The sequence below is a fragment of the Streptomyces rishiriensis genome (genome assembly GCF_030815485.1).
Classification (GTDB): Bacteria; Actinomycetota; Actinomycetes; order Streptomycetales; family Streptomycetaceae; genus Streptomyces; species Streptomyces rishiriensis_A.
On sequence record NZ_JAUSWV010000002.1, the window covers coordinates 756,820 to 768,403 of the forward strand.

The 11,584-nt window shown below is 70.4% G+C and carries 10 protein-coding genes; 7 read left to right on the plus strand and 3 right to left on the minus strand.

The features are described from left to right. Positions 1-17 precede the first annotated feature (17 nt). From treS to QF030_RS05750, 4 genes are read left to right on the plus strand one after another with little or no spacing between them, the layout of a single operon-like run. Positions 18-1,754 carry a maltose alpha-D-glucosyltransferase gene (gene treS, locus QF030_RS05735; protein WP_307161548.1) on the plus strand — a complete coding sequence of 579 codons (1,737 nt, stop codon included), beginning with the start codon at positions 18-20 and terminating at the stop codon, positions 1,752-1,754. 28 nt (positions 1,755-1,782) lie between these two features. After that, positions 1,783-3,144, plus strand: a complete 1,362-nt coding sequence (locus tag QF030_RS05740) for a maltokinase N-terminal cap-like domain-containing protein (protein WP_307161549.1) — start codon at positions 1,783-1,785, stop codon at positions 3,142-3,144. A gap of 5 nt (positions 3,145-3,149) precedes the next feature. Beyond that, positions 3,150-5,354: a 1,4-alpha-glucan branching enzyme gene (glgB, locus tag QF030_RS05745; RefSeq protein WP_307161550.1), complete on the plus strand. Its 2,205-nt coding sequence runs from the start codon at positions 3,150-3,152 to the stop codon at positions 5,352-5,354. A gap of 57 nt (positions 5,355-5,411) precedes the next feature. Continuing rightward, positions 5,412-6,500 (plus strand): glutamate--cysteine ligase 2, encoded by a 1,089-nt coding sequence (locus QF030_RS05750; RefSeq protein WP_307161551.1) that lies wholly within the window; start codon positions 5,412-5,414, stop codon positions 6,498-6,500. 40 nt (positions 6,501-6,540) lie between these two features. On the opposite strand, the gene QF030_RS05755 is transcribed toward QF030_RS05750, so the two are convergent. Then, a complete protein-coding gene (locus QF030_RS05755; RefSeq protein ID WP_307161552.1) occupies positions 6,541-6,774 on the minus strand; it encodes a DUF6480 family protein in 234 nt (77 codons plus the stop codon). Between the two features lie 198 nt (positions 6,775-6,972). Between QF030_RS05755 and QF030_RS05760 the strand changes: the two genes are divergently transcribed. Continuing rightward, on the plus strand, positions 6,973-8,880 hold the full coding sequence (locus tag QF030_RS05760; protein WP_307161553.1) for an AMP-dependent synthetase/ligase: 1,908 nt from the start codon (positions 6,973-6,975) through the stop codon (positions 8,878-8,880). Positions 8,881-9,074: 194 nt separating this feature from the next. After that, positions 9,075-9,521, plus strand: a complete 447-nt coding sequence (locus tag QF030_RS05765) for an ATP-binding protein (protein WP_307161555.1) — start codon at positions 9,075-9,077, stop codon at positions 9,519-9,521. Positions 9,522-9,545: 24 nt separating this feature from the next. On the opposite strand, the gene QF030_RS05770 is transcribed toward QF030_RS05765, so the two are convergent. Together QF030_RS05770 and QF030_RS05775 are read right to left on the minus strand one after the other, a co-directional pair. Beyond that, entirely contained in the window at positions 9,546-10,004 is a 459-nt protein-coding gene (locus QF030_RS05770; protein ID WP_307161556.1) for an ATP-binding protein, read from the minus strand. Further along, entirely contained in the window at positions 10,001-10,372 is a 372-nt protein-coding gene (locus QF030_RS05775) for a PRC-barrel domain containing protein (protein WP_307161557.1), read from the minus strand. Before QF030_RS05775 ends, QF030_RS05770 begins: the two co-directional genes overlap by 4 nt. 199 nt (positions 10,373-10,571) lie before the next feature. Here QF030_RS05775 and QF030_RS05780 point away from each other — a divergent pair, with 199 nt between their 5' ends. Beyond that, complete coding sequence (locus QF030_RS05780) at positions 10,572-11,453, plus strand: RNA polymerase sigma factor SigF (RefSeq protein ID WP_307161558.1); 882 nt, start codon at positions 10,572-10,574, stop codon at positions 11,451-11,453. Positions 11,454-11,584 lie beyond the last annotated feature (131 nt).

The following is an 11,584-nucleotide window of genomic DNA, read 5'->3' on the forward strand; positions in this document are numbered from 1 at the left end:
GGAGGCCCCAGCCCGCCATGACCGTCAACTCCCCTGTCCCGGACACTTTCGAGGACACACCCGCCAAGGACCTCGACCCCGAGTGGTTCAAACGCGCCGTGTTCTACGAGGTCCTCGTCCGCTCCTTCCAGGACAGCAACGGTGACGGCGTCGGCGACCTCAAAGGCATCACCGCCAAACTCGACTACCTGCAATGGCTGGGAGTCGACTGCCTCTGGCTGCCGCCCTTCTTCCAATCCCCCCTACGGGACGGCGGATACGACGTATCCGACTACACCGCCGTCCTCCCCGAATTCGGTGACCTCGCCGACTTCGTCGAGTTCGTCGACGCCGCCCACCAACGCGGCATGCGCGTCATCATCGACTTCGTGATGAACCACACCAGCGACCAGCACCCGTGGTTCCAGGAATCGAGGAAAGACCCCGACGGACCCTACGGCGACTACTACATGTGGGCCGACGACGACAAACAGTACGCCGACGCCCGCATCATCTTCGTCGACACCGAAGTCTCCAACTGGACCTTCGACCCCATCCGCAAGCAGTACTTCTTCCACCGCTTCTTCTCCCACCAGCCGGACCTCAACTACGAGAACCCGGCCGTCCAGGAAGAGATCCTTGCCGCGCTGCGGTTCTGGCTGGACCTGGGCATCGACGGCTTCCGCCTCGACGCCGTGCCCTACCTCTACGCCGAGGAGGGCACCAACTGCGAGAACCTGCCGGCCACCCACGAGTTCCTCAAGCGGGTCCGCAAGGAGATCGACGCCCACTACCCGGACACGGTCATCCTCGCCGAGGCCAACCAGTGGCCCGAGGACGTCGTCGACTACTTCGGCGACTACGCCTCCGGCGGCGACGAATGCCACATGGCCTTCCACTTCCCCGTCATGCCCCGCATCTTCATGGCGGTCCGCCGGGAATCCCGCTACCCCGTCTCCGAAATCCTCGCGAAGACCCCCGCGATCCCCTCCCGCTGCCAATGGGGCATCTTCCTGCGCAACCACGACGAGCTCACCCTCGAAATGGTCACCGACGAGGAACGCGACTACATGTACGCGGAATACGCGAAAGACCCGCGCATGCGCGCCAACATCGGCATCCGCCGCCGGCTCGCACCCCTCCTCGACAACGACCGCAACCAGATCGAGCTCTTCACCGCCCTGCTGCTCTCCCTGCCCGGCTCGCCGATCCTCTACTACGGCGACGAGATCGGCATGGGCGACAACATCTGGCTCGGCGACCGCGACGCCGTCCGCACCCCCATGCAGTGGACACCGGACCGCAACGCAGGATTTTCCTCCTGCGACCCCGGACGCCTGTCCCTTCCCGTGATCATGGATCCGGTCTACGGGTACCAGGTCACCAACGTCGAGGCGTCGATGTCGTCGCCCTCCTCGCTGCTGCACTGGACCCGGCGCATGATCGAGATCCGCAAGCAGAACCCCGCCTTCGGCCTCGGCACCTACACCGAACTCCAGTCCTCCAACCCGGCGGTCCTCGCCTTCCTGCGCGTGGCGCCGGTGGGCAGGGACGGCGGGGACGACGTCGTGCTGTGCGTGCACAACTTCTCGCGGTCCGCGCAGCCCACGGAACTGGACCTGCGCCGCTTCGACGGCCGCCATCCCGTCGAGCTGTTCGGTGGAGTCCGCTTTCCGGCCATCGGCGAACTGCCCTACCTGCTCACCCTCGCGGGACACGGCTTCTATTGGTTCCGGCTCACCAGAGCCGCGTCCCGGATCGGCCGCCGCCTGTGAGCGAGCGCCGGGGAAAGGATGGGTCACCGTGACGAAGACCGCACCCCTGCGACCGAGCAGCGCGAGCGGCGTCCGCTCCGTCGGGCCGCTCGCCGCGCTGCTGTGCGAGTGGCTGCCGCGTCAGCGGTGGTTCGCCGGCAAGGACCGGCCGCTCACCGACCTGCGCATGCTGTCGATGACCGAGCTGTATCCGGGCTGTCTGCATCTGCTCGTGCACGCCGATCAGTCGGGCGTGCCCACTCCCGGGGGCACGCCCCCGGCCGGCGACTGCTACCAGTTGCTCCTCGGGCTCCAGGAGCACCTGTCGCCGCGCCTGGGACGGGCACTGATCGGCAGGGTCGAGGACGGGCCGCTGGCCGGTCTGACGGTCCACGACGCGCTGCAGGACCCCCGGTCGGCGCATCTGCTCCTGGAGCGGATGCGGCACCCCGGCACGCTCGGACCGCTGTGCTTCGAGTCCGATCCGTCCGTGTCGCTGCCCGCCGGACTCGCCCCACGGCTGCTGGAGGCCGAGCAGTCCAACACCTCCCTGGTGTACGGGGACGCGTTCATCCTGAAGATCTTCCGGCGGATCCAGCCCGGGGTGAACCCCGACCTGGAGGTACCCGTCGCGCTGGCCGGGCAGGGGTGCGGGCGGGTGCCCGCGCCCGTGGCCTGGTTCCGCACGACGCATCCGCAGGAGGCGACCCTCGGCGTGCTCCAGCCGTTCCTGCCCGACGCGTCGGACGGCTGGACTCTTGCGCTGCGTGCCCTCGCCCGCGGGGAGGACTTCACGGCGGAGGCCGAGGAACTGGGGCGGGCCACGGCGGACGTCCACCTCGCGCTGGCCGCCGCGCTGCCGGCCGGTCCGGACGCCGAGGACGGCCGGACGGCGGCGGCGATGACCGAGCGGCTGGAGACGGCCGCGCACCACGTGCCGGCGCTGCGCCCGTTCGTCCCCGGCCTCACTACCGCCTTCGGCGCGCTCTCCGTGTGCGACGCGGGCCCGCCCGCCCAGCGCATCCACGGGGACCTGCATCTCGGGCAGGTCCTGCGCGCCGGGCGCGACTGGTTCGTCATCGACTTCGAGGGCGAGCCGTCCCGCCCGCTGGCCGAGCGCCGCAGCGCCCACTCCCCGGTCCGGGACATCGCCGGGATGCTGCGCTCGTTCGACTACGCCGCCCGCCAGCGCCGCCCGTGGCGGCCGGAGTGGGCGCGCCGCTGCCGGGAGGCCTACTGCGCCGGCTACGCGGCCCGCGCGGGCTGGGACCCCCGCAAGAAGCATGCCCTGCTGCGTGCCTACGAGACGGACCGTGCCGTGTACGAAGTGCTGTACGAGGCCCGTAACCGTCCCGACTGGCTGCCCGTACCCATGGCGGCGATCGAACGACTCGCCGTCCGAGGAGGCTGACCCCTGTGGCCCTGCGTGACACCTCTCCGCCCGAGTCGGCCGGCCCCCGCCCCCGCACGGCGCCCGGTCTCGATCCGGCCGACCGCGGGCGCCTGCTCTCGGGCGCCCACCACGATCCGCACGCCCTGCTGGGCGCGCACCCGGCGCCGGGCGGGATCGTCTTCCGGGCGTTGCGGCCCTTCGCGGACGCCGTGAGTGTCGTGATCGAGGGCGACCCCACCCCGCTGGTCTCGGAGGGCGACGGTCTCTTCTCCGTCCTCCTGCCGCTCGACGCGGTGCCCGCGTACACGCTGCTGGTGTCGTACGAAGGCGCCGAGCACAAGGTGGACGACCCCTACCGTTTCCTGCCGGCCCTCGGCGACCTCGATCTGCATCTCATCCGCGAGGGGCGGCACGAGGAGCTCTGGAAGGCGCTCGGCGCCGAGCCCATGGCCCACCAGGGGGTGCTCGGCACCCGGTTCACCGTGTGGGCGCCGAACGCCCAGGGGGTGCGCGTCGCCGGTGACTTCTGTTTCTGGGACGGCACCGCCTTCCCGATGCGATCCCTCGGTTCGTCGGGGGTGTGGGAGCTGTTCCTGCCCGGGATCGGCGAGGGCGCCCGGTACAAGTTCGAGATCACCTCGCGCCACGGCCACCGCTTCCTCAAGGCCGACCCGATGGCCCGGCGCGCGGAGGTGCCGCCGGACACCGCGTCGATCGTGCACGCCTCGCACCACGAGTGGGCGGACGGGGAGTGGATGGCGCACCGGGGCGATGTCCCCGTGCATGTGGCGCCGTTCTCCGTGTACGAGGTCCATCTGCCGTCCTGGCGGCCGGGTCTGTCGTACCGCGAGCTCGCCGAGGAGCTTCCGCCGTACGTCAGCGAACTCGGTTTCACCCATGTGGAGTTCATGCCGGTCGCCCAGCATCCGTTCTCCGGTTCCTGGGGCTACCAGGTCACCGGGTTCTACGCGCCGGCCTCGCGCCTGGGCACGCCCGACGACCTCAAGTTCCTGGTGGACGCCCTGCACCGGGCCGGGATCGGCGTCATCGTGGACTGGGTGCCGGCGCACTTCCCCAAGGACGACTGGGCGCTGGGCCGTTTCGACGGGGACCCGCTGTACGAGCCCGGCGACTCGCGGCGGGCCGAGCATCCGGACTGGGGAACGTACGAGTTCGACTTCGGGCGCGTCGAGGTGCGCAACTTCCTCGTGGCGAACGCCACCTACTGGTGCGAGGAGTTCCACGTCGACGGGCTGCGCGTGGACGCCGTCGCCTCCATGCTCTACCTCGACTACTCGCGGGACTCCGGCCAGTGGTCGCCCAACGTGTTCGGCGGCCGGGAGGACCTGGACGCGATGGCGTTCCTCCAGGAGATGAACGCGACGGTCTACCGCCGCAACCCGGGGGTCGTGACGATCGCCGAGGAGTCCACCGCCTGGGAAGGGGTGACCCGGCCGACCGACAGCGGCGGTCTGGGGTTCGGGCTGAAGTGGAACATGGGCTGGATGCACGACTCGCTGGAGTACATCGGCAAGGAGCCGGTGCACCGCAAGTACCACCACAACGAGATGACCTTCTCGATGGTGTACGCCTGGAGCGAGAACTACGTGCTGCCCATCTCCCACGACGAGGTCGTGCACGGCAAGCAGGCGCTGGTCTCCAAGATGCCCGGCGACTGGTGGCAGCGGCGCGCCAATCACCGCGCCTACCTGGGCTTCATGTGGGCCCACCCGGGCAAGCAGCTCCTCTTCATGGGCCAGGAGTTCGCCCAGGGCGCGGAGTGGTCGGAGGCCGATGGTCCCGAGTGGTGGCTGCTGGACCCGCAGTACGCGTCCGCCGGTGACCACCGCGGGATGCGGGACCTGGTGCGTGATCTCAACACGGTGTACCGGGCGACCCCCGCCCTGTGGGAGCGGGACACCGATCCCGCCGGTTTCCGGTGGGTGGTCGGCGACGCCGCCGAGGACAACGTCTTCGCGTTCCTGCGCCACGACGCCCAGGGCGCTCCGCTCCTCGCCGTCAGCAACTTCTCCCCGGTCGTGCGTCACGACTACCCGCTCTCCGTGCCCGACGGGGTGCCCGCCTGGCGCGAGCTGCTCAACACCGACGCCGAGTGCTACGGCGGCAGCGGCGTCGTCCACGCCGCACCGGTCGTGGCGCGGGACGGGGGGATCGCGCTCACGCTCCCGCCGCTGGCCACGGTGTGGCTGGCGCCCGCGTCCGTGTGAACAGCCCCGGGCGGGGCATTCGGGTGCGTACCACCCGCCAGAGAGAGGCTTCGTCCCGTGCGCACCGTAGGAGTGGAGGAAGAACTCCTCCTGGTCGACCCTGAGACCGGGGAGCCCCAGGCCCTGTCCGCCGCCGTCCTCGCCCGCGCCTCCCGGCGCGGGGCGGAGGAGGACGTCTTCGAGAAGGAACTGCACAACCAGATGCTCGAGTTCAACACCCACCCGCAGTCGGGCATGGGGGAACTCGGCGCGGAGATCGTCCGGATACGCGGGGAGGCGGCCCGGCACGCGCGGGAGGCCGGGTGCGCGGTCGTCGCGCTGGCCACGTCACCGCTGCCGGTACGGCCGTCCGTCAGCATGAACCGGCGGTACCAGTGGATGGCGGAGCAGTACGGCATCGCGACGCGTGAGCAGATGGTGTGCGGCTGCCATGTCCATGTGTCCGTCGACTCGGACGAGGAGGGCGTCGCGGTCGTCGACCGGATCCGGCCCTGGCTCTCGGTGCTGACGGCACTCAGTGCCAACTCGCCGTTCTGGCAGGGCACGGAGACGGACTACAGCAGCTATCGCAGCCGGGTGTGGAACCGCTGGCCGTCGGCGGGTCCGACCGAGCTGTTCGGTTCGGCGGACCGGTACCACCGCCGGGTCGCGGACATGGTGGCCACCGGCACCATCCTCGACGAGGGCATGGTCTACTTCGACGCCCGGCTATCGGCGCACTACCCGACGGTGGAGGTGCGGGTGGCGGACGTCTGTCTGCACGCGGACACCGCGGTGCTGATCGCCACGCTGGTGCGCGGGCTCGTGGAGACGGCGGCCCGGGACAGTGCGGCCGGCCGGGAGCCGGCGGACCACAGCGTGAGCCTGCTCCGGCTGGCCGGCTGGCGGGCCGCCCGCTCGGGGCTCACCGAGGACCTGCTGCACCCCGCGACCATGCGGCCGGCGCCCGCCGAGACCGTCGTGCGGGCGCTGCTGGAGCATGTCGAGGACGCGCTGGCGGACACCGGCGACCTGGAGCGGGCCCGCACGTCCTGTGCCGAGCTGCTGCGGAACGGCAACGGGTCCCGGCTCCAGCGCGAGGTGTGGAAGAGCACCGGCAGTCTGCGCGAGGTGGTCACCACCTGTGTGGAGCGCACCCAGGCCTGAGGTCACACCTCCCTTGCTGCCTTGCCGCTGCGGCTCCCGGTCAGAGCATGAGGACGATCGCGTACGCCAGGAAGAAGGCGGCGAACAGCACGACCAGGACGATGATCACGGTGAGCGGGCCCTTGGCCCAGCCCTTGGTCGGGTTGTGCGTCTCCCGAGGGCCGGCGCCGGGCATGCTGCTCTCCGCGGGCGGGGTCTCGCCCGGGGGGACGCCGCCGCCCGGTTCCAGTCCGGTGGTGCGTTCGGGTTCGGGGTCGGGATTGTTGTGGCTCATGGTCTCCGAGTCCCCACGGAGCGCCGACTTTCTCAGTGCGGGGCCGTCGGAAGTGCCGGGAGCCGGCAGGCCGAGATCATCAACGCGGATTACTTATTCGTTCCAGGCCACAACCGGTCCCGCCTGGGCTAGATTCGACCACCGTCGATAACAGTCCCCGTCGGCGGAGTCACAGCCCGTACACCTCAGGAGCAGCGCATGCGCGACTTCGCCCTCGCTCCCCCAGTCACCACGCCCCTGACCGGAGGGCTCGCCGACACCGTCTTCGAGACAGCCGCCCGCACCCCCACACTCCCGGTGCTCTCCCGCCGTCCGGACGGCGCCTCCACCGACTGGGAAGAGGTGACGGCCGTCGAGCTGCGGGACGAGGTGGTCGACCTGGCGAAGGGCTTCGTGGCGTCGGGGATCTCACCAGGCCACCGCGTCGCGATCATGGCGCGGACCCGGTACGAGTGGACGGTCCTGTGCAACGCGCTGTGGACGGTGGGCGCCGAGGTCGTCCCGGTCTATCCGACCTCCTCGCGCGAACAGGTCGAGTGGATCCTGCGGGACGCCAACTGTGTGGGCGTCGTCGTCGAGGACGAACAGAGCGTCATGACCGTGGGATCGGTGTGCGCGGCCCTGTCCTCGCTGCGGAACGTCTGGCAGCTGGACGCCGGGGCGTTGGAACAGCTCGCGCAGCGCGGCGAGTTGGTGCCGCTCACCACGGTGAACTCACTGCGCCGGATCGTGCTGCCGGACTCCACCGCCGTGATCGCCTACACGTCCGGGACCTCGGGCAGGCCCCTGGGCTGCGCGCTGAGCCACCGCAGTCTGGCCAGCCCCTGCGACACGCTGCTGGCCGGCTGGGGCCACACGGCCGCGCCCGCCGGCCGGCAGCCGAGCGTCCTCGCCTTCCTGCCGTTCTCCCACGTGTACGGGCTGATGATCCAGGGCCTGTGTCTGCGCGGCGGCATCCTGATGGGCCACCAACCCGACATCGGCGCGGAGGCGCTCGCGGAGTCGCTGCGCACCTTCCGTCCGACGTATCTGTACGCGGTGCCGTCGGTGTTCGAGAAGATCTACAAGAACTTCCTGCGGGCGGCCCAGGAGGCCGGCCGCGGCGCCTTGTTCGAGCGCGCGGCGCAGACGGCCCGGGACTTCGCGGCCGCCGTCGAACGGCAGCGGCTGGGCCGCGGCTCGGGGCCCGGTTTCGACCTGCGGCTCCAGCACGCCCTGTTCGAACGGACGGTGTACCGCAGGCTGCGCGCCGCGCTCGGCGGCCGCGTCCACCGCGCCACCTCGGGCGGCTCCCCGCTCCACCGCGATCTGTCCCTGTTCTACGAGGGCATCGGCATCTATGTGCACGACGGGTACGGACTGACCGAGACCAGCGGCGGGATCACCATGCAGCCACTCGGCCGGGAGAAGACGGGCACCGTCGGACAGGCCCTGCCCGGCATGGACATCCGGGTGGCGGACGACGGGGAGATCCTGGTGCGCGGCCCGTCGGTGTTCCAGGGCTACGTCAACGACGAGGCCGCGACGCGGGCCGCGCTGTGGGGCGGCTGGCTGGCCACCGGTGATCTCGGGTTCCTTGACTCGGACGGCTACCTCACGATCACCGGCCGCAAGAAGGACGTCATCATCACCAGCAGCGGCAAGAGCGTGGCCCCGGCCTCGCTGGAGCAGCGGCTGCGGATGCATCCGCTCGTCCATCAGGCCGTGGTCGTGGGTGACAACCGGCCCTGCGTGGGCGCGCTGATCACCCTGGACCCCGATTTCCTGGCGCACTGGCGCGGCAACCTGATGCTGCACGGCGACACCCAGAGCCGGGAGGCCCGCGAGGAGAACGCCCTGCGGGAGGAGATCGGACGGGCGGTGGCCGCCGCCAACAGCACGGTGTCCCGCTCGGAGTCGATCCGTGCCTTCCGCATCCTGCCGCAGCCGTTCGACCAGACCAACGGCCTGCTCACGCCCTCGATGAAGCTGCGCCGCGACTCGATCGTGGCGCACTACGCGGCGGAGATCGAGGCGATGTACCAGGCCCGGGCGCGGCTGCCGCGGCAGAGTGCACCACCGGAGGAGGTGCTGGGCTGGGACGACTCCGACGACGTGTTCCGGTAGCCGTACGACCGGTGGACGGCCGGGCCGGACACGCCGCGTGGCCGCGGAGCCCGCGATCGTGTTCCGCCGTACCCATATGCCGACGGATGACGGACGCGTAGCCTGAGAGCCCTCGGGAACCCAGTAGGGGCGACGCCAGAGAGCCGTACGAGAAAGGACAACGGTCCCGGAGACTCAGGGGCCGCACTGACGACATGGCAACCGAGCCGCGTGGTAACGACGCACTCTCCTCCTGGGCGATTCCCAGCCGGACGGCCCGCTTCGGCGGTGAACCCCAGGACGTGACGGGAGCACGACTGGCCACGGAGGAATTCCTCCGTGAGCTGGCCCACACCGTGCCGCCCACGGCACCGGAGTGCTGGCACGACATCGTGCTGATCGTGACGGAGCTGTCGGCCAACGCGGTCCAGTACGCGCCGGGTCCGTTCGAACTGCGCCTGCGTCCCACCTTCGACGGCGTGCACGTGACGCTGCACGACACCAACAGCACTCCGCCGTCCCCCCGGCCGTTCCACCCCGACAGCGGGGGCGGCGGCATCGGCTGGTACCTGGTGCACACGCTGTGCAGTCAGGTGAGCGTGGTGCCGAACGAGGCCGGCCAGGGCGAGGGCAAGGACGTGCACGTCTTCCTGCCGTGGTGATGTTCCGGCGCGGCGCCGGTCCCGTCAGTCCGGTCGGCCGACGGTCCGGATCGGCACGAACATGGTGATCGTCTTCCCGCCGCCGGCCCGTTTCTCCACGCCGATGTCCCGGGCCAGCCGGACGACCAGCGGCCAGCCGTAGCCGCCCACCCGGTGGCCGGCCGGGCCGGAGCCGGGTCCGCCCTTGACGGCGGGCACCGTGTCGCTGTGATCGCGCACGGCGATCCGGATCCCGTCCCGCAGCGGCGTCATCTCGAACCCGGCCAGTCCGCCGCCGTGCCGCAGGGCGTTGGTCACCAGCTCCGAGACGACCAGCAGCAGGTCGATGACGTCTTCCTCACGCGCCGGCCGGCCGGCGTCGTTCCACCGTGCTTCCACCACCGCGCGGGCATGGGCCCGGGCCGCCGCGGCGGTCTTCACCGAGGTCCTCGACGCCCCCCGGGCGGGCACCGGGCGCGCGGGCGCGAGTCCCTCTTCCCTCATACCGATGGCGTTCCCCGTGAGGACAGCCGGCGATAGTGGTCGCCGACGGCCGTGAGGTACGCCGGGTCCGTCGTCTCGCTGTCGGTGCGGAAGCGGGGTGCGTCCTTCACGTCGTCCCCGCTGCAGCCCAGGGTCACCTTGCGGTCGGCGTGGTCGACACCCGTCACGACGCCCACCGGGACGACGGCGCTTCGGCCGAACAGCCAGACGCCGGTGTCGACGACCAGGTGCCGCATTCCGTGAGGGTCGGCCTCGCGTTCGACATGGCCGAGGGTGCCGTCGGCCGTCATGACGGCGTAGTCGGTGAGATCCCGCCCCTCGGCATGTCCACTGTCCGGCGTGTACGACCAGATTCCGTCGATGGTCACACTGCTCCCTTCTCGCGCTCCACAGCTGCCTTTACCCGCCCGTGGCTGACACATTCGGGACACGTCTGTCCGTTCCGGACCGATGAGAGGGGGTATAAGGAGCCGCTGAAAAATCGGTGCGGAAAGTTCGGCATGAGATCCGCGACCCGGGGCAGACGCCACTCCGTCATCGACCGGCTCGACGAACGGAGTGAGCGGCATGAATGCCGTGACGGCACACGCAACGACGGCCACGGCAGCGCGGGCGGGCACGGAGAGCCCGCGAGGAGGGGTTCCGCTCATCGAGTCGCCCACCCAGGTCAGCCCGAAGGACGCGCGCGAGCTCTCGCGCCGCTTCTTCGACCGGCTCGCCGACCTGGAGGAGGGCACGCACGAGCACCAGTACGTCCGCAACACGCTGATCGAGATGAACCTGTCCCTCGTGCGGTACGCGGCCTCCCGCTTCCGCGGCCGGGGCGACTCGATGGAGGACATCGTCCAGGTCGGCACGATCGGACTGATCAAGGCCATCGACCGGTTCGAGCTGACCCGCGAGGTCGAGTTCACCTCCTTCGCCATTCCGTACATCGTCGGCGAGATCAAGCGCTTCTTCCGGGACACGAGCTGGGCCGTGCACGTGCCGCGCAGGCTCCAAGAGGCGCGGGTCGAACTGGCCAAGGCCACGGAGGAGTTGCAGACGCGGCTGGGCCGGATGCCCACCACCCGTGAGCTGTCGCAGCTGATGTCGCTGTCGGAGGAGGAGGTCGTCGAGGCGCGCAAGGCGTCCAACGGCTACACCTCCGCCTCCCTCGACGCGGCCCTGACCTCCGACGGCGGCGCCGACGGCGAGTCCGTGCTGGCCGACTTCCTCGGCGCCGAGGAGCCGGCGCTGGAGCTGGTGGAGGACTTCCACTCGCTGGCGCCGCTGATCGCCGAGCTGGACGAGCGGGAGCGGCGGATCATCCATATGCGGTTCGTCGAGGAGCGGACGCAGGCGGAGATCGGCAAGGAACTCGGCATCTCCCAGATGCATGTGTCCCGGCTGATCAGCCGCATGGTGCAGCGGCTGCGCACCGGCCTGCTGGGAGCCGAGATCGCCTGACCCCGAGGGAGTCCGGTCACTGCCCGGAACGGCGTTCGCCGTTCCGGGCAAAGCTGTTCGTGTACCCCGGTTCCGCTCGTGTATGCATGGTGCTCCTCTTCTGGAATTCCTGTGCGTGCGAAGTGACGTGA

What these genes read in the sequence shown, in the direction of transcription:
- QF030_RS05765 (WP_307161555.1), top strand. Translation starts at nt 9,075, where the DNA reads ATGGCAACCGAGCCGCGTGGTAACGACGCACTCTCCTCCTGGGCGATT.
- QF030_RS05770 (WP_307161556.1), bottom strand. Translation starts at nt 10,004, where the DNA reads ATGAGGGAAGAGGGACTCGCGCCCGCGCGCCCGGTGCCCGCCCGGGGG.
- QF030_RS05755 (WP_307161552.1), bottom strand. Translation starts at nt 6,774, where the DNA reads ATGAGCCACAACAATCCCGACCCCGAACCCGAACGCACCACCGGACTG.
- QF030_RS05760 (WP_307161553.1), top strand. Translation starts at nt 6,973, where the DNA reads ATGCGCGACTTCGCCCTCGCTCCCCCAGTCACCACGCCCCTGACCGGA.
- treS (WP_307161548.1), top strand. Translation starts at nt 18, where the DNA reads ATGACCGTCAACTCCCCTGTCCCGGACACTTTCGAGGACACACCCGCC.
- QF030_RS05780 (WP_307161558.1), top strand. Translation starts at nt 10,572, where the DNA reads ATGAATGCCGTGACGGCACACGCAACGACGGCCACGGCAGCGCGGGCG.